At 72.1% G+C, this 21234-nt stretch carries 20 protein-coding genes; 9 read left to right on the forward strand and 11 right to left on the reverse strand.

All coding sequences use genetic code 11. The features are described 5' to 3' along the window. Positions 1-176: 176 nt before the first annotated feature. Positions 177-1511 (reverse strand): omega-aminotransferase AptA, encoded by a 1335-nt coding sequence (aptA, locus tag ABIC30_RS12170; protein ID WP_354455198.1) that lies wholly within the window; start codon positions 1509-1511, stop codon positions 177-179. A gap of 167 nt (positions 1512-1678) precedes the next feature. On the opposite strand from aptA, the gene ABIC30_RS12175 reads away from it, so the two are divergent. The 3 genes from ABIC30_RS12175 to ABIC30_RS12185 all read left to right on the forward strand — a co-directional run bounded on the left by ABIC30_RS12175 (position 1679) and on the right by ABIC30_RS12185 (position 3942). After that, positions 1679-2239, forward strand: a complete 561-nt coding sequence (locus ABIC30_RS12175) for a cupin domain-containing protein (RefSeq protein ID WP_354455200.1) — start codon at positions 1679-1681, stop codon at positions 2237-2239. A gap of 118 nt (positions 2240-2357) precedes the next feature. Continuing rightward, a complete protein-coding gene (locus tag ABIC30_RS12180) occupies positions 2358-3677 on the forward strand; it encodes an MFS transporter (protein ID WP_354455202.1) in 1320 nt (439 codons plus the stop codon). Between the two features lie 67 nt (positions 3678-3744). Continuing rightward, on the forward strand, positions 3745-3942 hold the full coding sequence (locus ABIC30_RS12185; RefSeq protein WP_354455204.1) for a hypothetical protein: 198 nt from the start codon (positions 3745-3747) through the stop codon (positions 3940-3942). A gap of 36 nt (positions 3943-3978) precedes the next feature. Here ABIC30_RS12185 and ABIC30_RS12190 read toward each other — a convergent pair whose 3' ends face one another. From ABIC30_RS12190 to ABIC30_RS12200, 3 genes are all read right to left on the reverse strand, one after another. Next, positions 3979-4848, reverse strand: coding sequence for an amidohydrolase family protein (locus ABIC30_RS12190; RefSeq protein WP_354455206.1), 870 nt, complete (start codon positions 4846-4848; stop codon positions 3979-3981). Positions 4849-4850: 2 nt separating this feature from the next. After that, positions 4851-6155, reverse strand: coding sequence for an MFS transporter (locus tag ABIC30_RS12195; RefSeq protein WP_026604804.1), 1305 nt, complete (start codon positions 6153-6155; stop codon positions 4851-4853). Between the two features lie 139 nt (positions 6156-6294). Beyond that, on the reverse strand, positions 6295-6828 hold the full coding sequence (locus ABIC30_RS12200; RefSeq protein WP_091927252.1) for a hypothetical protein: 534 nt from the start codon (positions 6826-6828) through the stop codon (positions 6295-6297). A gap of 256 nt (positions 6829-7084) precedes the next feature. On the opposite strand from ABIC30_RS12200, the gene ABIC30_RS12205 reads away from it, so the two are divergent. Further along, the gene (locus tag ABIC30_RS12205) at positions 7085-7801 is read left to right on the forward strand and encodes a phosphodiester glycosidase family protein (protein ID WP_354455307.1); all 717 of its coding nucleotides are present in this window, start codon (positions 7085-7087) and stop codon (positions 7799-7801) included. A gap of 9 nt (positions 7802-7810) precedes the next feature. Here ABIC30_RS12205 and ABIC30_RS12210 read toward each other — a convergent pair whose 3' ends face one another. Further along, a complete protein-coding gene (locus tag ABIC30_RS12210; protein ID WP_091927251.1) occupies positions 7811-8929 on the reverse strand; it encodes an NADH:flavin oxidoreductase/NADH oxidase in 1119 nt (372 codons plus the stop codon). A 187-nt stretch (positions 8930-9116) separates the two neighbouring features. Here ABIC30_RS12210 and ABIC30_RS12215 point away from each other — a divergent pair, with 187 nt between their 5' ends. After that, positions 9117-9590, forward strand: coding sequence for a phospholipase A2 family protein (locus tag ABIC30_RS12215; RefSeq protein WP_020092407.1), 474 nt, complete (start codon positions 9117-9119; stop codon positions 9588-9590). A gap of 58 nt (positions 9591-9648) precedes the next feature. On the opposite strand, the gene ABIC30_RS12220 is transcribed toward ABIC30_RS12215, so the two are convergent. Together ABIC30_RS12220 and ABIC30_RS12225 are read right to left on the reverse strand one after the other, a co-directional pair. Continuing rightward, positions 9649-11577, reverse strand: a complete 1929-nt coding sequence (locus ABIC30_RS12220) for a propionyl-CoA synthetase (RefSeq protein ID WP_354455208.1) — start codon at positions 11575-11577, stop codon at positions 9649-9651. A gap of 205 nt (positions 11578-11782) precedes the next feature. After that, positions 11783-11965, reverse strand: coding sequence for a YdcH family protein (locus ABIC30_RS12225; RefSeq protein WP_012318068.1), 183 nt, complete (start codon positions 11963-11965; stop codon positions 11783-11785). A 131-nt stretch (positions 11966-12096) separates the two neighbouring features. Between ABIC30_RS12225 and ABIC30_RS12230 the strand changes: the two genes are divergently transcribed. The 4 genes from ABIC30_RS12230 to ABIC30_RS12245 all read left to right on the forward strand — a co-directional run bounded on the left by ABIC30_RS12230 (position 12097) and on the right by ABIC30_RS12245 (position 15251). Then, positions 12097-12357 carry a YdcH family protein gene (locus ABIC30_RS12230; protein ID WP_081636461.1) on the forward strand — a complete coding sequence of 87 codons (261 nt, stop codon included), beginning with the start codon at positions 12097-12099 and terminating at the stop codon, positions 12355-12357. A 78-nt stretch (positions 12358-12435) separates the two neighbouring features. Continuing rightward, the gene (gene purE / locus ABIC30_RS12235) at positions 12436-12936 is read left to right on the forward strand and encodes a 5-(carboxyamino)imidazole ribonucleotide mutase (protein WP_020092404.1); all 501 of its coding nucleotides are present in this window, start codon (positions 12436-12438) and stop codon (positions 12934-12936) included. Beyond that, positions 12933-14045 (forward strand): 5-(carboxyamino)imidazole ribonucleotide synthase, encoded by a 1113-nt coding sequence (locus tag ABIC30_RS12240; RefSeq protein WP_354455211.1) that lies wholly within the window; start codon positions 12933-12935, stop codon positions 14043-14045. Before purE ends, ABIC30_RS12240 begins: the two co-directional genes overlap by 4 nt. Before the next feature lie 333 nt (positions 14046-14378). Beyond that, positions 14379-15251: a tetratricopeptide repeat protein gene (locus ABIC30_RS12245; RefSeq protein WP_020092402.1), complete on the forward strand. Its 873-nt coding sequence runs from the start codon at positions 14379-14381 to the stop codon at positions 15249-15251. Positions 15252-15367: 116 nt separating this feature from the next. Here ABIC30_RS12245 and ABIC30_RS12250 read toward each other — a convergent pair whose 3' ends face one another. The 4 genes from ABIC30_RS12250 to ABIC30_RS12265 form a co-directional block, all read right to left on the reverse strand. Then, entirely contained in the window at positions 15368-16522 is a 1155-nt protein-coding gene (locus ABIC30_RS12250; protein WP_354455213.1) for an acyl-CoA dehydrogenase family protein, read from the reverse strand. Between the two features lie 74 nt (positions 16523-16596). Then, a complete protein-coding gene (locus ABIC30_RS12255; protein ID WP_354455215.1) occupies positions 16597-17793 on the reverse strand; it encodes an acyl-CoA dehydrogenase family protein in 1197 nt (398 codons plus the stop codon). A 2-nt stretch (positions 17794-17795) separates the two neighbouring features. Next, positions 17796-18980, reverse strand: a complete 1185-nt coding sequence (locus ABIC30_RS12260; RefSeq protein ID WP_354455217.1) for an acetyl-CoA C-acyltransferase — start codon at positions 18978-18980, stop codon at positions 17796-17798. A 14-nt stretch (positions 18981-18994) separates the two neighbouring features. Then, on the reverse strand, positions 18995-21064 hold the full coding sequence (locus tag ABIC30_RS12265; protein WP_354455219.1) for a 3-hydroxyacyl-CoA dehydrogenase NAD-binding domain-containing protein: 2070 nt from the start codon (positions 21062-21064) through the stop codon (positions 18995-18997). Positions 21065-21234: the final 170 nt, after the last annotated feature.

The following is a 21234-nucleotide window of genomic DNA, read 5'->3' on the forward strand; positions in this document are numbered from 1 at the left end:
CCCCGCCGGGCAGCGGGGACGAATGTGCGGCGCGCAAGGGTTGTGTGATCGCGTCGCCATCTCCGTCATCGCGAGCGCAGCGAAGCGACCCAGGGCGGCGCGACACCAGCAAGCGTGGCGCTATCCTGGATTGCTTCGCTCCGCTCGCAAAGACGGTGGGGCAGCCGAGAAAGCTCTCAGGCGACCCGGTCGATCGCCGCGCCCAGGATGTCGACGATCTCGCCGATCTGGCCGCGCTCGATGATCAGCGGCGGCGACAGGGCGATGATGTCGCCGGTCACCCGGGTGAGCAGGCCGCGCTCGAAGCAGTCCACGAACACGTCGTAGGCGCGCTTGCCCGGCGCGTCCGGCCGCGGCGCCAGCTCGACGCCGGCGACGAGCCCGATGGTGCGGATGTCGATGACGCCCTTGCGCCCGCGCAGGTCGTGGATCGCCGCCGCCCAATCGTCGGCGATGTCGGCGACGCGGGTGAGGAGCCCCTCCTCCCGGTAGATGTCGAGCGTCGCGAGGCCGGCCGCGCAGGCGATCGGGTGCCCGGAATAGGTGTAGCCGTGGAACAGCTCGATCCCGTCCGGGCCCTGCATCAGCGCGTCGTGGACCGCGCGGCTCGCGAAGACCGCCCCCATCGGCACCGTGCCGTTGGTCAGGCCCTTGGCGCTGGTCACGAGGTCCGGGACGACGCCGAAGAAGTCGGTCGCGAACGGCGCGCCGAGGCGGCCGAACCCGGAAATCACCTCGTCGAAGATCAGCAGGATGCCGTGCTTGGTGCAGATCTCGCGCAGGCGCTCGAGGTAGCCCTTCGGCGGGATCAGCACGCCCGTGGAGCCCGCCACCGGCTCGACGATGCAGGCTGCGATGGTCTCGGCGCCGTGCAGCGCCACCAGCCGCTCCAGATCCTCGGCGAGCTCCGCCCCGTGCTCGGGCTGGCCCTTCACGAAGGCGTTGCGGGCCGGGTCGTGGGTGTGGCGCAGGTGGTCGGTGCCGTTGAGCTGCGGGAAGACCCGCCGGTTCGACACGATGCCGCCGACCGACAGGCCGCCGAAGCCGACGCCGTGATAGCCGCGCTCGCGGCCGACGAGCCGGGTCCGCGTCCCCTGCCCGATCGCCCGCTGGTAGGCGAGCGCGATCTTGAGGGCGGTGTCGACCGATTCCGAGCCGGAATTGGTGAAGAACACCCGGTCGAGGCGCTTGTCCGGACCGCCCGGGGCGATCTCGGCCAGCCGCTCGGCGAACTCGAAGGCGACGGGGTGACCCATCTGGAAGGTCGGGGCGAAGTCGAGGGTCGCGAGCTGGCGCTCAACGGCCGCCGCGATGCCCCGCCGCCCGTGGCCGGCGTTGACGCACCAGAGGCCCGCGGAGCCGTCGAGGACCTTGCGGCCGTCGTCGGCGGTGTAGTGCATGCCCTCGGCCGAGACGAGCAGGCGCGGCGCCGCCTTGAACTGGCGGTTGGCCGTGAACGGCATCCAGAAGGCGTCCATCGCGGGCGTGTTGCGGAGCGGATGGTCGGTCATGGGGCGGTTCTCCGGGACGGGCGACGCGGATCGGCGGCGGGACCAGGGGACACCTTCGCCGATCGGGCAACAAGTCCTTTTCTGGTCGCCGCCAACCCCTTGCAGGACCGGGGCCACGGGTGGCACCGTTGCGGGATCCGCAACACCTGAAACGGGCCTTCAGCCGGATGAGCATCGATGTCGGCGCGCGGCTGCGCTTCGTTCGGGCCCGCCACGGCCTGTCGCAGCGGACGCTGGCCAAGCGGGCCGGGGTGACCAATTCCGCGATCTCGCTGATCGAGGCCAACCGGGTGAACCCGTCGGTGGGCGCCCTGAAGCGGATCCTCGACGGGGTGCCGATCGGCATGGCCGAGTTCTTCGCCCTGGAGCCGGAGCCGGAGCGCAAGGCGTTCTTCGCCGCCGAGGACCTCACCGAGATCGGCCGCCGGGCCGCCAAGGGGGCGATCTCGTACCGTCAGGTCGGCGACAGCCTGTTCGGGCGCAAGCTCCAGATCCTCAAGGAGCGCTACGAGCCGGGCGCCGATACCGGCCGGGTGCCGCTCTCCCACGAGGGCGAGGAGGGCGGCATCGTGCTCTCCGGGCGCCTGGAGGTCACGGTGGATGCCGAGCGCCGGATCCTCGGCCCCGGCGACGCCTACAGCTTCGACAGCTGCCGCCCGCACCGGTTCCGCTGCGTCGGGCCCAACCCCTGCGAGGTGGTGAGCGCCTGCACGCCGCCGAGCTTCTGAGACGGAGCCGGGCTGCGGCGGATGAAACGCCCGCCCTGTCGCGTGCAGGCGTTGCGGTCGGCCGGCAGACTGGCGCATGCAGGGCGGCGTTTGAATTCATAATGCCGCGCGAGGATCGATGGCCGTCACGACCGCAAGCCCGGCCGCCGGGCCCGGACAGAACCAGTCGGCGCGCGCGGCGCTCGCGGCCTTCGTGGGCACCACGATCGAGTGGTACGATTTCTTCATCTACGGCACGGCGGCGGCCCTGGTGTTCGGGCCGCTCTTCTTCACGGCGGAATCGCCCTACATCGCGACGCTCTCGGCCTTCGGCACCTTCGCGGTCGGCTTCCTCGCACGACCACTCGGCGGCCTGATTTTCGGCCATCTCGGCGACCGGTTCGGGCGCAAGCGCGCCCTGGTGGCGACGCTCGTGATGATGGGCATCGCCACCTCGTGTATCGGCCTGCTGCCGACCTACGCGTCGGTCGGCCTCTGGGCGCCGGTGATGCTGGTCGTCCTGCGGCTGATCCAGGGGCTCGCGGTCGGCGGCGAGTGGGGCGGCGCGGTGCTGATGGCCGCCGAGCACGCGCCGGCCGGGCGCAACACCTTCTTCGCCTCCTTCGCGCAGCTCGGCAGCCCGGCCGGGCAGATCCTGTCGCTGCTGGCCTTCCGGCTCGCGGGCCTCCTCGACAAGGAGAGCTTCCTGACCTGGGGCTGGCGTGTGCCGTTCCTGGTGAGCATCCTGCTGCTGTTCGTGGGACTGGCGATCCGCCTCGGCGTCGCGGAATCGCCGGCCTTCGAGAAGGCCCGCGCCGCGGGCGGTCCCCCGGCGGCGCCCGTGCGCGAGGTCCTGACGACCAGCCTGAAGCCGGTGCTGCTGGCGGCGGGCGCCAACACCTTCGCGATCGCCTCGGTCTACCTGTTCAACACCTTCATGATCGCGTTCACTACGCAGTATCTCGGCATCGAGCGCGCAACGATCCTCGACGCCCTGCTGATCGGCGCCGTGGTGCAGCTGGTGATGACCCCGGTGGGCGCCCGGATCGCGGAGCTGATCCGCAACGAGCGGTTGTTCCTGCAGGGGACGCTGGTCTGGGCGATGCTGGCCCCCTACCCGCTGTTCTGGCTCGTCGAGACCAAGTCGGTGCCGCTGATCGTGCTGGGTCTCGCCCTCAACGTCATCGGCACCGGGACCTTCTACGCGGTGATCGCCGGCTACCTCGCGGGCGCCTTCCCGACGCGGGTGCGCTACACGGCGATCTCCATCGCCTACCAGTTCTGCGGCGCGCTCGCCGGCGGCCTCACCCCGATCGTAGGCACCGTGCTGGCCGAGCGCTTCCAGGGCCATTGGTGGCCGATCGCGGTGTTCGGCACGGCGCTGGCCGGCGTGTCGTTCCTGTGCGTCACGGCGATCAGCGGCTACCGGGCGCGGCAGCGGGGCTTCCTGGACGGGTGAGCGCGACCGGTCAAAGGCGTCGGATCCGGGTAACCCCGGATTCAGGCCGGCCGTCTAGGATCCCGCCATGGATTCGATCGCCGCAGCCGCCGTCCAGATGCTGGGTTCGTCCCAGAACCAGCAGATCGGCATCGCCGTCGCCAAGCAGCAGCTCTCGGCCGACAAGGCGGTCGCCGGGCTCGTGGCGGACAGCGCGGCCCAGGCGGCGAGCGCCGGCCCGCCGGCCCCTCCCGGGCAGGGGCTGAGCGTCGACCTGCGGGTCTGACGGGGGCGCCGCGCGCCCGCCGCCGCCCAGTCCGCCCTACCCGAAGCCGTAGAGCCGCCGCGGGTTGTCGACGAACACCATCCGGCGCCTGTCCGCGTCCGGCACCCAGTCGGCCATCAGGTCGAGGAGTTCCCGCGTCCGCGGCGGCCCGTCCCAGGCGGCCACGTGCGGCCAGTCCGAGCCCCAGAGGCAGCGTTCCGGCGCGGCGTCGTTGAGCGCCCGGGCGAAGGGGATCGTGTCGGCGTAGGGGGGCCCGGTCACGGAATCCCGGAAGGCGCCCGAGAGCTTCACCCAGTTGCCGTCGGCGACGAGGCCGAGCAGCGCCCGGAACCCCGGATGGTCCACGCCCGCCGAGGTCGGCATGTGGCCCATATGGTCGAAGACCAGCGGCACGGGCAGCCGCGACAGGCGGCCGGCGATCGGCGGCAGCTCGCGGGCATCGAGCAGGAACTGGAGGTGCCAGCCCATCTCGCGGGCGAGCGCCCCGTAGGACTCGACCGCGTCGAGCCCGACCCCGCCGCCGAACAGGACGTTGAGGCGCAGGCCGACCACGCCGGCCTCCTTCAGCGCGGCGAGCTCCGCGTCGGGCAGGCCGAGCGGGATCACGGCGACGCCGCGCAGGCGCTGCCGGTGGGCGCGCAGCGTCTCGACCATCAGCCGGTTGTCGGTGCCGTGCACGCTGACCTGGATCAGCACGCCGTTGGCCATGCCGGTCCCGTCGAGCATCGCCAGATACCGCTCGGCCGGCGCCGCCGGGGGCGTGTAGCTGCGGTCCGCCACCAGGGGATAGTCCGGCGGTAGGCCGATGACGTGGGCGTGCGTGTCGACCGCGCCCTCCGGCACGGCGTAGCGGGTCGGGCCTTCCGGATGCGGGTCCGGGGCGGGGCAGTCTCGGATCTCGGGCATGATCAGGAATCCGCGTGCAGGACCTTGCCGCGCGTCTCGGGCAGCGCGAAGGCCGCCAGGAAGAAAATCCCGTAGGCGACGGCCGCGAAGATCGCGATGGCCGAGGCGAGACCGGCGCGCTCCGCGAGGTAGCCGACCAGCGCCGGGAACAGGGCGCCGATGCCGCGGCCGAAATTGTAGCAGAACCCCTGCCCCGAGCCGCGCAGGCGGGTCGGGTACAGTTCGGTCAGGAAGGCGCCCATGCCGGAGAAGTAGCCGGAGGCGAAGAAGCCCAGCGGGAAGCCCAGCACCCAGAGCACGCCGTTCGAGAGCGGGATCTGCGTGTAGGCGACGATCACCGCGATGGCGCCCAGCGAGAAGATCAGGAAGAGGGGCCGCCGGCCGAGCCGGTCGGCGAGCCACGCGCCCACGAGGTAGCCGGTGAACGAGCCGATGATCAGGGCCGCGAGGTAGCCGGTGGAGGACACGATCGACAGGTGGCGCTCGGTGGTCAGGAAGCGCGGCACCCAGGTGGTGATCGCGTAGTAGCCGCCCTGGCAGCCCGCCGCCGCCAGGGAGGCGAGCAGGGTGGTCTTGAGGATCGGACCGGAGAAGATCTCCCAGATCTGCGGCCGGTCGCCCGTGGCGGCGGCCCGGGCACGGGATTCGGCGGCGACCTCCGGCTCCTTCACGTAGCGGCGCAGGTAGAACACCAGCAGCGCCGGCAGCGCGCCCACCGCGAACATCCAGCGCCACGCGGTCTCGGGCGGCAGAAGCGAGAACAGCACCGCCTGCGACAGGACCGCGAGGCCCCAGCCGATCGCCCAGCCGGACTGGACCGAGCCCACCGCCCGGCCGCGATACTCGGCCCGGATCGTCTCGCCGATCAGCACGGCGCCGGCCGCCCACTCGCCGCCGAAGCCGAGGCCGAGCAGCGCCCGCGCAATGAGCAGCTGCTCGAAGTTCTGCACGAAGGCGCAGAGGAGGGAGAACAGCGAGAACCAGAGGATCGTGATCTGCAGCGTCAGCACCCGGCCGATGCGGTCGGCGACGAAGCCCGCGAGCCAGCCGCCGAGCGCCGAGGCCAGCAGCGTCACCGTGGCGGCGAGCCCGGCCGTGCCGGCATCGACGTGCCACAGCGCCATGATCGTGCCGATCACCAGCGGGTAGATCATGAAGTCCATGCCGTCGAGGCACCAGCCGGCGGCGCACGCCCAGAAGGTGTGCCGCTCCGGCGGCGTCATCGATCGGTAGAAGGCGGTGAGGCTGGCGTCGCGGATCTCGACCGCGTCCACGCCCGTGGGCCCCTGCCCGGTTGCTGAACTCATCACCGCCTCCCGCCGCCCGATACCAGTATCAGCGTCCCGGGCAGAGCTGTCCAACGATGCGGCGGATCACGCAAGCAACCGGAAAGGAAAAGGCCGCCCGGAGGCGGCCTGTCCCGTTCTTTTCACGCTCGATCGAGGCTCAGTAGCAGCGCTCGACCAGAACCCGGCGGTAGCCGTAGGGAGTCCAGCGCACCCGCGGGACCGTGTAACAGCCGCCGCCGTAGCCGTAATCTCCGCCGTACCCGTAGCCGACGGGGGCGTAGCCGCCGCCGTAACCGTAGCCGTAACCCGGGTAGCCGTAGCCGCCGTAGAGACCACCGGCCGCGAGGCCGAGCCCGACACCGAGGCCCAGGCCGCCGAGCCCGTAGCCGTACCCGCCGCGGTAGCCGTAACCGCCGCGCCAGCCGTAGCCCCGGCCGTAGAAGCCGCGGCCGTAGCCGAAGCCGCCCGGACGGAAGCCGACGCCCCGGAAGCCGCCGCCGAAGCCGCCGTTGCGGAACCCGCCGAAGCCGCCGCCGCGGAAGCCGCCGCCGAACCCGCCACCGTGGAAGCCGCCGCCGAAACCGCCGCCATGGAAGCCGCCGCCGCCGAAGCCGCGCGCGTCCGCGCTGGCCGGCGCCAAGGCCAGAGCACCCGCCGCCAGCAGGGCCGAGCCGAGCACTGCACCCTTCATCACGTCATCTCCGTGGAAACACGCCCTCTGCGGCTAAGAACGCTCGAACCGGTAAAACGGTCCAGCCCCGGCCGCGGCGCGCGGTCGCGAGACGCACCCGGCCGCGTCCGGACCCATCCGGGCGCGGCTCGGACACGAAATTCGCCGCTTTCCAGGGCGAAGGGCGGCCCGAACGAGCTTCGCCGTCCCCGACTCGCCGTCCCCGAGCTGCCTGGAACGAATGATGATGCTGCGCCCGGCTCACGCCCTCTTGATCATGCTGCTCGCCCTCGCGGCGCCGGCCCGGGCGGCCGCCCCGGCCGCGACGGAGCCCTGTCGGGCGGTCGAGGCGCAGGGTGAGACCTTCACGGTCTGCACCATCGACCTCCGGAAGCAGCGGCTGCGGCTGTTCTGGCTCCAGGACGACGGCAAGCCCTACGGCGCCCTCGGCACCCTCGCCGAGAAGCAGGGCGGTCGCCTCGCCTTCGCGATGAACGCCGGCATGTACGACAAGGACCAGGCGCCGGTCGGCCTCTACGTCGAGAACGGGCACGAGCTGAAGCGCGTCTCCACGGCGGACGGGCCGGGCAATTTCCACCTGAAGCCCAACGGGATCTTCTGGCTGAAGGGTGAGCGCGCCGGGGTGGTCGACACGCCCCGCTTCCTGCGGGCGAAGATCCGGCCGGATTTCGCCACGCAGTCCGGGCCGATGCTGGTGATCGACGGCCAGATCCACCCGAAGATCGCCGCCGACGGGCCGAGCCAGAAGATCCGCAACGGCGTCGGCGTGCCCGGCGACGGGCACGTGGCGATCTTCGCGATCTCCGAGCGCCCGGTGACCTTCGGCGCCTTCGCGCGGCTGTTCCGCGACGATCTCGGCTGCCGGAACGCCCTGTTCCTCGACGGCTCGGTCTCCAGCCTCTACGCGCCGAACCTCGGCCGCACCGACATCAGCCGCCCTCTCGGGCCGCTGGTCGGCGCGCTGCCGCGGTGAGGGCCGCCCTCAGCGCTGGCCGAAGGCCGTGTCCTTGAACAGGTCCTTGTACTCCCGCGGCTGCGAGCGCCAGTACTGCTTGGGGGCGCGCACCCGGGCGCCGAGCTCGGCGGCGGCGTGCCAGGGCCAGCGCGGATCGTACAGCATCGCCCGGGCGAGCGAGATCGCGTCCGCCCGGCCCTCCTGCAGGATCGTCTCCGCCTGCCGGGCCTCGGTGATCAGCCCGACCGCGATGGTGGTGAGGCCCGTCTCGGCCTTGATCCGCTCCGCGTAGGGCACCTGATAGCCCGGCCCGAGCCTGATCGCCTGCTTGGGCGAGACGCCGCCGGTGGAGACGTGGAGCGCCGGCGATCCGGCCCGCTTGAGGGCCTGGGCCAGCTCCACCGTCTCGTCGAGATCCCAGCCGTCCTCGACCCAGTCGGTGGCCGAGACCCGCAGCCAGACCGGGCTGCCGGCGGGGACGACATCCCGCACCGCGTCGTAGACCTCCAGGGGGAAGCGCATGCGGTTGGCGAGGCTGCCGCCGTATTCATCTGTCCGCTTGTTGGCGATCGGCGACAGGAACTGGTGCAGCAGGTAGCCGTGGGCGCCGTGCAGCTCGACGGCCTCGATACCGAGGCGCACGGCCCGCTTGGCGGTGGCCACGAACTGGTCGCGGACGCGCTTCAGGTCGGCGGCGTCGAGGGCGTGGGGCGGGACCTCGCCCTCCCCGTGCGCGACCGCCGAGGGCGCCTCGGTGCGCCAGCCGTAGGCGTGCTCCGGCGCGATCTGCTGGCCGCCGGCCCAGGGGGCCTCGCTGGACGCCTTGCGCCCGGCATGGGCGATCTGGATGCAGACCGGGATCGGCGCGTACTCGCGCACGGCGTCGAGCACCCGGCCCAGCGCTCGCTCGCAGCCGTCGTTGTAGAGGCCGAGATCCCAGGCGGTGATCCGCGCCTCCGGGGAGACCGCGGTGGCCTCCAGGGTCAGCAGGCCGGCCCCCGACATGGCGAGCTGGCCGAGATGCATCATGTGCCAGTCGGTCGCCTCGCCGTCTCGCGCCGAGTACTGGCACATCGGCGCGACGAGGATGCGGTTCTCGAGCGTGAGCGCGTCGAGTGTCAGCGGTTCGAACAGGCGAGCGGTCATCGGCAACTCCTGGTGGAGGGTTCACTCTGGCCCAGGACGGGCGCGGCGGCCAGTGCGGTGCGGCAGAGCACCTCTGCGGGCGGGCGTTGCGGGAACTTGCGGATATGGCCGCCCGTTTCCTGGCCTGTCGCCGCATCGCGGCAATCGACGCGAACCGCCTGAGGGGGCGAGATCGCCCGAGGTCCAGATGATGCTCACCAGACTCGCCGTCCCGCTCGCCCTGGCCGCCGGCTGCGCCGCCCTCGCGGGCACCGCCCAGGCCCAGCCTGCCGCCTTCGGCGGCCCCAAGATGCTGATCCACGGGAATTACTGCGGACCGGGCAACAACGCGCCGCTCCCGCCGATCGACGCCCTTGATGCCGCCTGCGCCCGCCACGACGCCTGTACGCCGAACGGCGGCCTGCCTTCGGAGGCCTGCAATCTCCGCCTGCAACAGGAGGCGACGCTGATCTCGCGCGATCCGCGGCAGCCGCAGGATGTCCGGTCCCTCGCCGGCCTCGTGGCCGCGACCGCGACGCTGATCCCGTCCGAGCCGAACGCCCGGCGCGTCCCGGCCTCGGTCACGACGGGTCCGACCGCGGGGACCTACGCGCCCGCCCTGACGCAGCCGGCGCCGACGGTCGATATCGACACCGACGACGACGGCGCTGACGCGGATTGAGGCGGATTGAGGCGGGCCGCGATCGCCCGTCAACGCGCAAGCGGCGCGGTCCGGCACCCTACCGGTCCGCGCCGATCCCCCGGTCCTTCAGGCTGTCGCCGATCTCGTCGAGGGCCGCCGCGTCGTCGATCGTCGCCGGCATCGTCCACGGCTCGTGATCGGCGATGCGCTTCATCGTGGCCCGCAGGATCTTCCCCGACCGGGTCTTGGGCAGCCGCGGCACGGTCAGCGCCAGCTTGAAGGCCGCCACCGGGCCGATCTCGTCCCGCACCTTGGCGACGAGTTCCCGCTCGATCGTCTCGGTCGGCCGGGCGACGCCGGCCTTCAGCACCACGAACCCGCAGGGCACCTCCCCCTTCAGCGCGTCGCGGATGCCGATGACCGCGCATTCCGCCACGTCCGGGTGGCTCGCCAGCACCGCCTCCATGCCGCCGGTGGACAGCCGGTGGCCCGCGACGTTGATGATGTCGTCGGTCCGTCCCAGGACCGTGATGTAGCCGTCGGCGTCGATCACCCCGGCATCCGACGTGTCGTAGTAGCCCGGGAAGGTGGCGAGGTAGCTCGACCGCATCCGGTCGTCCGAGCCCCAGAGGGTCGGCAGGCAGCCGGGCGGCAGGGGCAGGCGGATCGCGATCGTGCCCATGGTCCCCGCCGGAACCGGCTTCCCGCCCTCGTCCAGGACTTCGACCCGGTAGCCCGGCATCGGCACGCAGGTGCTGCCGTGCTTCACCGGCAGGAGGCCGAGGCCCATCGGGTTGCCGGCGATCGGCCAGCCGGTCTCGGTCTGCCACCAATGGTCGACCACCGGTCGGCCCAGCACGCGCTCGGCCCAGGCGACCGAGTCGGGATCGGCGCGCTCGCCCGCCAGGAACAGGCTGCGGAAGGCCGAGAGGTCGTGATCGGAGATCCGGGCGCCCTTCGAATCCTCCTTCTTGATCGCCCGCAGGGCCGTGGGCGCGGTGAACAGGCAGACCACCCCGTACTCGGCGACCACCCGCCAGAAGGCGCCGGCATCGGGCGTGCCGACAGGTTTTCCCTCGTAGAGGACCGTGGTGCAGCCGTGCAGGAGCGGCGCGTAGACGATGTAGGAATGACCGACGACCCAGCCGATGTCGGAGGCGCAGAAGTAGGTCTCGCCGGGCTGGACGCCGTAGAGGTTCGGCATCGACCAGGCCAGGGCGACGAGGTAGCCACCGGTATCGCGGACCACGCCCTTCGGCTTCCCGGTCGTGCCGGAGGTGTAGAGGACGTAGAGCGGGTCGGTGGCGGCGACCGGCACGCACGCCGCGCTCCGCCCCGCCGCCCGGGCGGCCGCGACGGTCTCACCCCAGTCGCGATCCCGGTCCGCGACGAGGGTCGCGGGCCCTTGCGGGCGCTGGAGGATCAGGCAGGCCTCCGGCTTGTGCCGCGAGGCCGCGATCGCCGCGTCGAGGAGCGGCTTGTAGGCGACCACGCGGTTCGGCTCGATCCCGCAGGAGGCGGCGAGCACCACCTTCGGCGCCGCGTCCTCGATCCGCACCGCCAGCTCGTTGGCCGCGAAGCCGCCGAACACCACCGAGTGGACCGCGCCGAGCCGGGCGCAGGCCAGCATGCCGAACAGCGCCTCGGGCACCATCGGCATGTACAGGATCACCCGGTCGCCCTTGCCGACGCCGAGGTCGGCCAGCACGGCGGCCAGCACCGCCACCTCGTCGCGCAGCGCCCGGTAGGTGATGCTGCGCTTGGTCCCGGTCACGGGCGAGTCGTAGCGGATCGCCACCTGATCCGCCCGGCCCCCGTCCGCGTGGCGGTCGACCGCGTTGTGGCAGGCGTTCAGGGTGCCGTCCGGGAACCAGCGTCCGTAGGGGCCGGAATCCGGCGCGAAGGCCCGCTCCGGCGCCCGCGCCCAGTCGAGGGCCCGCGCCGCGCCGAGCCAGAACGCCTCGGGGTCGCGGCAGGCCGATTCGTAGATTTCCGGGTAGCGGCCCGGCAGGCTGGCTCTCGTCATCGGTTGGGCGTTTCCTCGCGGACCGCTCTCCGGCGGCGGGTCGCAGAGTAGCCCATTCTCGCGCGCACGGGAGTGGCCACGGGAGGGAGTGGCCACGGGCGTGACGGCCGCGGCTCGGTGCCCCCCATGAGAAAACCGCCGCACCGGGGCTCCCGATGCGGCGGTCGTCAGCGTGAATTCGCTATCGGATTGGACGTCTCAGGCGTCAGTGCAACGTGTCGTTGCCCGCCTGAAGCTTGTTGATCTCGTCCTTGAGGAGGAGTTTCCGTCGCTTCAGCTCGGCGATGTGGAGGTCGTTCGCCGAAGGTCTGTGGATCGCTTCCTGAATCTCGCGCTCGAGGGCTTCGTGCTTCCGGGCGAGTTGGTTCAGATGCGTCTGCAGCGACATGAGTCGAATCTCCTGTCATCGTTTCGACACAACGAGATTGGCACAGGATGCCGGACCTGTCGAAGCGTTTTCTGCTGCTAAGTCTGATGATTGCTTACCGCGCCGCCTTGTCCGGCGCCGGAGCGTGACGCATGCTCTCGGGCGACGAACGGTCTTCGGGTTCTCAGGTGACGATGGCGGACGAGGCGGGTGAGGGTGCGCAGTCGGACCTCCTGGGCGAACTGGCGCGGCTGCGCGAGGAGCACCGGGATCTCGACAGCGCCATCGAGGCGCTGGAGCGCAGCGTCGCCGGGGACCAGCTCCAGATCCAGCGCCTGAAGAAGCGCAAGCTCACGCTGCGCGACCGCATCTATCACATCGAGGACGCGCTCACGCCGGACATCATCGCCTGATGCCGGTGGACGCCCTCCGGCCCCGCCTTGCCGCGGGCCCGCGCCGCCTGTAAGCGCCCTCTTTTGCCGGGATCAACGATGGCGTCGCCTCCTCCGGTCGCGATCATCATGGGCAGCCAGTCCGACTGGGCGACCATGCGTCATGCCGCCGAGACGCTCGACGCGCTCGGCGTACCCTACGACGCGCGCATCGTGTCGGCCCACCGCACGCCGGACCGGCTCGTCGCCTTCGCCAAGGGCGCGGTCGCGGCCGGCCTCAAGGTGGTGATCGCCGGTGCGGGCGGCGCCGCGCACCTGCCCGGCATGGCGGCCGCGATGACCCGCCTGCCGGTCTTCGGCGTGCCGGTGGAGTCGAAGGCCCTCTCCGGCCAGGACAGCCTGCTCTCCATCGTCCAGATGCCGGCGGGCATCCCGGTGGGGACCCTGGCGATCGGCCGGGCCGGGGCGGTGAACGCGGCCCTGCTCGCCGCCGCCGTCCTGGCGCTGACCGATCCGGACCTGGCGGAGCGCCTGGAGGCGTGGCGCGCGGCCCAGAGCGCCTCGGTGGCCGAACGGCCGGTGACGGAAGAGAACGCGTGACGGACAAGATCCTCGGCCCCGGCTCCATCCTCGGCATCGTCGGTGGGGGCCAGCTCGGGCGCATGATCGCGCTCGCGGCGGCCGATTACGGCCTCAAGGCGCATGTCTACGCGCCCGACGCGGACAGCCCCGCCTTCGACGTGGCCGCCCGGACCACCTGCGCGGCCTACGACGACGCCGCGGCGCTGGCGGATTTCGCCCGCGGCGTCGACGTCGTGACCTACGAGTTCGAGAACATCCCGCACGCCACCGCCGACGTCCTCGCCCGGCACGCCGTCCTGCACCCGAACGCGCGCGCGCTCTCGACCACGCAGGACCGGCTCTCCGAGAAGGAGTTCATCAACGGCCTGGGCATTCCGACGGCGCCGTTCCGGGCGGTGGACACGCCCGACGACCTCGACCGGGCGATCGAGGTGATCGGCCTGCCGGCCGTGCTCAAGACCCGCCGCTTCGGCTACGACGGCAAGGGGCAGCGCATGCTCCGCGAGCGGGCCGAAGGCGACCGCAACGCCCTGTTCGCCGAGTTCGGCGGCGCGCCGCTGATCCTGGAGGGCTTCGTGCCGTTCGAGCGCGAGGTCTCGGTGGTGAGCGCGCGCGGGCGCGACGGCAGCTTCGCGGCCTACGACCTCTGCGAGAACGAGCACCGCGACCACATCCTCGCGCTGACCCGGGTGCCGGCGCCCGGCGTGTCCGCCGAGACGGGCCGCGCCGCCGTCGAGATCGCTCGGCGGATCGCCGACGCCCTCGACTATGTCGGCGTGCTCGCCGTCGAGATGTTCCTCGTCCGCGAGGACGGGGCGGAGCGGCTCGTGGTCAACGAGATCGCGCCCCGGGTGCACAATTCCGGCCACTGGACCAGCGAGGGCGCGCTGACCTCGCAGTTCGCCCAGCACGTCCGCGCCGTCTGCGGCTGGCCGCTGGGCGATGCGGGCCGGGTCGGCGGCCTGCCCGTCGAGATGCGCAACCTGATCGGCGCCCAGGCGGACGACTGGCACGCCCTGCTGGCCGAGCCCGGCGCCCACCTGCACCTGTACGGCAAGGGCGAGGCGCGCCCCGGCCGCAAGATGGGCCACGTCACGCGCCTCGGGCCGGGTCCGACCGGATCCTGAGGCTTCGAGGGCACACCCGCGTCGCCGCGTGATCGCCGGAGGGCCGTCCGCGGCCCCGCGGAACGGTCGAGCCATACCTTCGCCACATCCCGCCGCTTCCACGACAGTGTGGTCGGTTCCGAATGCTGCCGCTCGACCCCGCCCGCACCGCTTCGGTCCCGCCGGGACCGGCGGGGGCCGGATCACGACGCGGCGCTTCTTAAGCCGGCCTTCACCGTGATGCGCGACGGTGCCCCGAACTCGGGCGTGCCCGGCGCTCGGCGCGGGCTCTTGGACTGTGAGGGGCGGGGCGGGCGCGCGCGGAGCGGGCGACGCCTCGGGGAGAGTGGGGCAATGAACGTACGCAACCGGCTGGGACGGAAGACGGCACTGATCGGCGCGGCCTTGGTCTCGGCTGCCGGCCTCGCGGGCTGCGAGACCGTCGGCAGCGCGGCCGGTCCGCGGCAATACGCGGTCCTGGAGAAGGACACGACCGGCGCCACGAACGTCAACATCGCCTCCCTGACCGAGGTCGTGCAGCGCAACCCGAACGACGCGGCGGCCTACAACACCCGCGGCGCCGCCTACGCCCGCGCCGGCCAGTTCAACGACGCCATCGGCGACTTCACCAAGGCGATCCAGCTCGATCCGAACTCCGCCTCCGCCTACAACAACCGCGCCCTGGCGAACCGCCAGATCGGCCGCGACGGCCCGGCGCTGCAGGACTTCTCCAAGGCGATCGGGATCGATCCGAATTACGGGCCGGCCTATATCGGCCGGGCCAATGTCGAGCGCGCGCAGGGCAACCTCGACCAGGCGCTGAACGACCTCAACGTCGCGATCCGCCTGAGTCCCGAATCCGCGCAGGCGTACCATGCCCGCGGCCTCGTGAAGCAGAAGCAGGGCCAGGACACCCAGGCGATCGCCGATTTCGACGCCGCCATCGACCGCGACCCGTTCGTGGCCGCGCCCTACGCGGCCCGCGGCCAGAGCCTGATCGCGACCAACCAGTACGCGAAGGCGATCGAGGACTACAACGCCGCGCTCAACGTGAACGCCAAGGACGCCACGTCCTGGGCCTATCGGGGCCTCGCCTACGAGAAGCAGGGCCAGCGCAAGGAGGCGATGGAGAACTACCAGCGCGCCTCGACGATCGACCCCAACAACACCGTCGCGCGGGCCGGCCTCGGCCGCGTGCAGGGCGGTGTCGGCACGCTGTTCAACTGACCGCTCCGTCATCGCGCGCGGAGCGAGGCGGCCCGGGGCAGCGCGACACGTTCGCGCGCGGCGCCACCGGATCGCTCCGCTCCGCCCGCAGGGACGGTGCCAGCGCCTGAGGCGAACTACGCCGCCAGCAGGCCGTTCTCGTCCTGCGTGATCCGGCGCAGGTGGTGGACGGTGTCGCCGAGCTGGTACTCGATCATGGCGAGCCGCTTGAAGTGGTGGGCGCCGATATACTCGAGCGTCATGCCGATGCCGCCGTGGAGCTGCACCGCCTCCTGGCCGACGTAGCGGCAGGCCTTGTTGATCTGCACCTTCACGGCCGACAGGGCCGCCGCCCGCGCGCGCGGCTCGGGTGTGTCCACCATCATGGCGGCGTAGAGCGCCATGGAGCGGGCCTGCTCCAGCTGGATCAGCATGTCGACGGCGCGGTGCTGCAGCGCCTGGAACGAGCCGACGCTGACGCCGAACTGCTTGCGGGTCTTGAGGTACTCCACCGTGAGCTTGTGGAGCGCGTCCATGGAGCCGACCGCCTCGGCGGCGAGCGCCGCGATCCCGTGCTCCACCACCCGCTCCAGGAGCGGCAGGCCGCCCTCCGGGTCGCCGAGCGCGGCGTCGGCCGGGAGCGTCACGTCTGAGAAGGACACCTCGGCGGCCCGGCCGCCGTCCTGGGTCGGGTAGGCCTCGATGGCGACGCCGGGGGCGTCGGTCGGGACGAGGAACAGGCCGATCCCGCTCGGGGCGCGCCGCTCGCCCGAGACGCGGGCCGAGACCACCATCAGGCCGGCCGCGTCGGCATTGGGCACGACGCTCTTCGCCCCGCTCAGCACGTAGCCGTCGCCGCTGCGACGGGCTGTCGTCGCCACGTCGGCGAGGTCGTAGCGGGACTGGCGCTCGGTGTGGGCGAGGGTCAGGCGGAGGTCGCCGGCGACGAGTCCCGGGACGAGGCGCTCCCGCTGCGCGGCGCTGCCGCCGAGCCGCAGGGCCGTCGAGCCCAGCACGAGGCTCGCGAGCAGGGGCTCGACCACGAGGTTGCGGCCCACCGCCTCCATGACCAGCATGGTCTCGACCGGGCCGCCGCCGAGGCCGCCCTCGTCCTCGGAGAAGGGCAGGCCGGCGACGCCGAGTTCCGCGAAGGCCGCCCAGCCGTCCTCGGGGAAGCCGAGAGGCGCCTTGAGGCGCGCCTGCCGGCTCTCCAGCGACGGGTAGAGGTCGGCGGCCAGCCGCTCGACGCTGTCGCGCAGGAGTGACTGGTCCTCGTTCAGGTCGAAATCCATGGTGTTCCCTCGCGGATGTCGTCGGAGGCGCCCGGCACCTCAGGATGAGGGGGAGGACGGGTCGAGGCGACCGCTCACAACCCCAGGATGCCCTTGGCGATGACGTTGTGCTGGATCTCGTTCGAGCCGCCGTAGATCGAGACCTTGCGGTTGTTGAAGTAGCTCGGCGCCGCCGCGTCGACCCAGTCGAAGCCGCCGGGCAGGTTGTTGGCCCCGGCCCCGCGCGCGGGCGCCGCCAGGGCGAAGGGCCCGGCGAGCTCCACCAGCAATTCTGTCGCCGCCTGCTGGAGCTGCGAGCCGCGGATCTTGAGGAGCGAGGAGGCGGGGTCCGGCTCCACCGAATCCGCCCTTCCCTGCTTGGCGGCCACCCGCATCTGGGTGATCTCCAGGGCCTTCAGCTCGACCTCGACCTCCGCGACGCGGGCGCGGAAGGCGGGATCGTCCCACATCGTGCCGGGCCCGGCCGGCATCTCGCGGGCCAGCCGCTTGATCCGGGCGATCCGCTCCTTGGTCAGCCCGATCCGGGCGATGCCGGTGCGCTCGTTGGCGAGCAGGAATTTCGCGTAGTCCCAGCCCCGATTCTCCTCGCCGACGAGGTTCTCCACGGGCACGCGCACGGCGTCGAAGAAGACCTCGTTGACCTCGTGCCGCCCCTCCAGTGTCAGGATCGGCCGCACGGTGATCCCGGGCGTCGTCATGTCGATGAGCAGGAAGGAGATGCCGCGCTGCTTCTTGGCCTCGAAATCGGTGCGCACCAGGCAGAAGATCCAGTCGGCGTGCTGGCCGAGCGTGGTCCAGGTCTTCTGGCCGTCCACGACGTAGTGGTCGCCGTCGCGCACCGCCTTGGTCTTCAGCGAGGCGAGGTCCGAGCCGGCGCCGGGCTCGGAGAAGCCCTGGCACCACCAGTCGTCGAGGTTGGCGGCGCGCGGCAGGAAGCGCGCCTTCTGGTCCTGCCGCCCGAAGGTCGCCAGCACCGGGCCGAACATGTAGCAGTTGAACTGCTGGGGTAGCGGCACCGCCGCCTGGAACAGCTCCTCGGTGTAGATGTAGCGCTGGATCGGGGTCCAATCCCGGCCGCCCCATTCCTGCGGCCAGTGCGGCACCGCCCAGCCCTTGGCGTTGAGGATCCGCTGGCTCGTGACGTAGTCCTCCTTCGAGAGGCTGCGCCCCTCCGAGACCTTTTTCCGGATCTCCGCCGGGATTTCTTCGCGGCAGAAGCTCCGGACCTCGTCGCGGAACGCGATCTCTTCCGGCGTAAAGCGGAGATCCATCGTCAGCCTCCGATCTCGAACAGGCCGGCGCAACCCTGGCCACCGGCGACGCACATGGTCACGACGGCGTAGCGCGCGCCGCGGCGGCGGCCCTCCAGCAGGGCGTGGCCCACGAGCCGCGCCCCCGACATGCCGAACGGGTGGCCGACCGCGATGGCGCCGCCGTTGACGTTGACCTTCTCGGGGTCGATCCCGAGCGTGTCGCGGCAGTAGACCGATTGGGACGCGAAGGCCTCGTTCAGCTCCCACAGGTCGATGTCGGAGACGCGCAGGCCCTGCCGCTCGAGGAGCCGCGGCACCGCGAAGACCGGGCCGATGCCCATCTCGTCCGGCCCGCAGCCCGCGGAGGCGAAGCCCCGGAAAGTGCCGAGTGGGGTGAGGCCCCGCCGCGCCGCCTCGTCGGCCGACATCAGCACGCTGGCCGAGGCGCCGTCCGAGAGCTGGCTGGCATTGCCCGCCGTGATGAAGGCCCCCTCCCCGCGCACGGGCTTGAGCTTGGACAGCCCCTCCAGATTCGTGTCCGGGCGGTTGCCCTCGTCCTTGGCGAGCCGCGTCTCGACCTCCCGGGTCTCGCCGGTGGCCTTGTCGGTCACCGCCATGACGGCGCTCATCGGGACGATCTCGTCGTCGAACAGCCCGCGTTCCTGCGCCGCCGCGGTCCGTCGCTGGCTCTCCAGGGCGAAGTGGTCCTGCGCCTCCCGGGAGATCCGATAGCGCTCCGCCACGATGTCGGCGGTCTCGATCATCGGCATGTAGATCGCCGGCAGATGCGCCTCCAGCCAGGCGTTGCGGGTCAGCTCCCGCTGGACCTTCGGTTGGACGAGGCTGATCGACTCGACGCCGCCGGCCACCGCCACCGGCACGCCGTCGAGGATGATCCGGCGCGCCGCGCTGGCGATCGCCTCCAGGCCCGAGGCGCAGAAGCGCGAGACCGTGACGCCGGCCGACTCGACCGGGATCCCCGCCACCAGGGCCGCGTGGCGGGCGACGTTGCCGCCCGTGGCGTTCTCGGGATAGCCGCAGCCGAGCACCACCTCCTCGACGGCCGCGGGCTCCAGGAGCGCCCGGTCCAGGGCGCCGCGGATCGCGTGGGCCGCGAGGTCGGCGCCGCGGGTGAGGTTCAGCGCGCCGCGATGCGCCTTGCCGATGGGCGTGCGGGCGGTCGAGACGATCACCGCGTCGGTCATGATCGCTCTCCCGCTCAAGCGTTCTTCAGGCCGGCGAAGCTGCCGCCCTCGGCGGCGAGCTTCTTCAGGAGCGGCGCCGGCTCCTGGCTGTCGTCGCCGGTCTCTGCCGCGAAGCGCGACAAGGCTTCGGCGACGGTCTTCAATCCGACCGTGTCGGCCCAGTGCATCGGGCCGCCGCGCCAGGCGGGCCAATTGTAGCCGTTGATCCAGATCGTATCGATGTCGCCGGGCCGGGCCGCGATGCCCTCCTCCAGGATCCGCGCGCCCTCGTTGACCATCGGGTACATGAGCCGCGCGACGATCTCGTCGGCCGTGAAGCTGCGGCGCGCGACGCCGTGCTCGGCGGCGACGCGCGCGATCAGCGCCTCCACCTCCGGGTCGCGCGTGCCGGCGCGGGCGCCGTCCGGGTAAAGGTAGAAGCCGCGTCCGGTCTTCTGGCCGAACCGGCCCTGCTCGGCGAGCGAGTCAGCCACCGGCGCCCGACCGCCGAAATCCTTGCGCGAGCGCCAGCCGATATCGAGCCCGGCGAGGTCAGCCATGGCGAAAGGCCCCATCCGGAAGCCGAAGCCAGTGACCGCCGCGTCGACCTCGTGCGGCAGCGCGCCCTCGAGCAGCAGCCGCTCGCCGGCCCGGCTGCGGCGCTCCAGCATCCGGTTGCCCACGAAGCCGAAGCAGACGCCCACCGTCACCGGCAGCTTGTTGAGGCGCTTGCCCAGGTCCAGCGCGGTGGCCAGCACGTCCGGCGCGGTTCTCTCCGCACGGACCACCTCCACGAGGCGCATGACGTTGGCCGGGCTGAAGAAGTGCAGGCCGAGCACGTCCTGCGGCCGGCCCGTCACCGCCGCGATGGCGTTCACGTCGAGGTAGGAGGTGTTGGTGGCCAGGATCGCGCCGGGCTTGGCGACCTGGTCGAGCTTGGAGAAGATCTCGCGCTTGACGCCCATGTCCTCGAAGGCCGCCTCGACGACGATGTCGGCCTCCCCGGCGTTCTCCAGGCCGAGCGCCCCCGTGATCCGGCCGACCCGCTCGTCGCGCTGAGCCTCGGTGATCGAGCCGCGCTTGGCCGAGCCGGCGTAGAGCCCCCTCACCCGGTCGAGGCCGCGCGCCAGGGCGCCCTCTTCCGTCTCGATCACCGTCACGGGGATCCCGGCATTGGCGAAGCACATGGCGATGCCGCCGCCCATCGTGCCGGCGCCGATCACCGCGGCCGTGCGGACGGGGCGGCGCGGCGTGTCCTTCGGCAGGCCGGGCACCCGGCCGGCCTCGCGCTCGGCGAAGAAGGCGTAGCGCAGGGCCTTCGAGCGCGGATCCTCCACCAGGGCGCGGAACTCGGCCCGCTCCACCGCCACGGCGGCATCGAAATCCTGCTCCAGGCCGGCGCGCACCGCCCGCGCCAGGGCGTGGACGTTGGTGGCGTCGGGATCGCGCTTCACCGCCTCGGCGGCCTGCGCCTCGAATTTTTCCCGCGCCTCCGGCGTCAGCGTCTCGGACCGGTCGCGCACCCGCGGCAGGGCGCCGGAATCGGCGAGTTCCAGGGCGCGGGTGCGCGCTTCCGCGACGAGGTCGCCGAGCACCACGGCGTCCACGATGCCCAGCGCCGCCGCCGTCTCGGCGGAGACCGGCTCGCCGGTGAGCATCATCGGGAAGGCGGCGTCGGGCCCGATCAGGCGCGGCAGGCGCTGCGTGCCCCCCGCCCCCGGGATGATCCCGAGCTTGATCTCCGGCAGGCCGATCCGGGCCGACGGGGCCGCGACGCGGCCGTGGCAGGCCATCGCCAGCTCCAGGCCGCCGCCGAGGGCCGCGCCGCCGATCGCCGCCACCACCGGCTTCGGGCTGGCGTCGAGCCGGTCCAGGATGTCCGGCAGGCTCGGCGGGCGCTGCGGCTTGCCGAACTCGCCGATATCGGCGCCGCCGACGAACACCTTGCCCTCCGCGGCCAGGACGACGGCCCGGACCGACGCGTCCGCGAGGGCCTTCGTCAGGGCCTCGTCGAGGGCCGCCCGCAGCGCGGCGCCCAGCGCGTTGACCGGCGGGTTGGCGAGCGTGAGCACGGCCACGCCGCCGTCGACCTCCTGACGAACCACCCGATACTCCCTGTTGTTCTGCAATGCAGAATAAGTGTCCGCATTTCGTCGGGATGTTGGTCCGAGTGCCCGCCAGCGTCAAGGACGGGCAAGGTCTGTCATCGGGGTGCGGCCAACTGTTCTGCAATGCAGAAAAGTATCGCCTCGGCCGTTTGACCCGCGGCCCGGGG

It is taken from the genome of Methylobacterium sp. 1030, from assembly GCF_040544715.1.
In the GTDB taxonomy this organism is placed as follows: Bacteria; Pseudomonadota; Alphaproteobacteria; order Rhizobiales; family Beijerinckiaceae; genus Methylobacterium.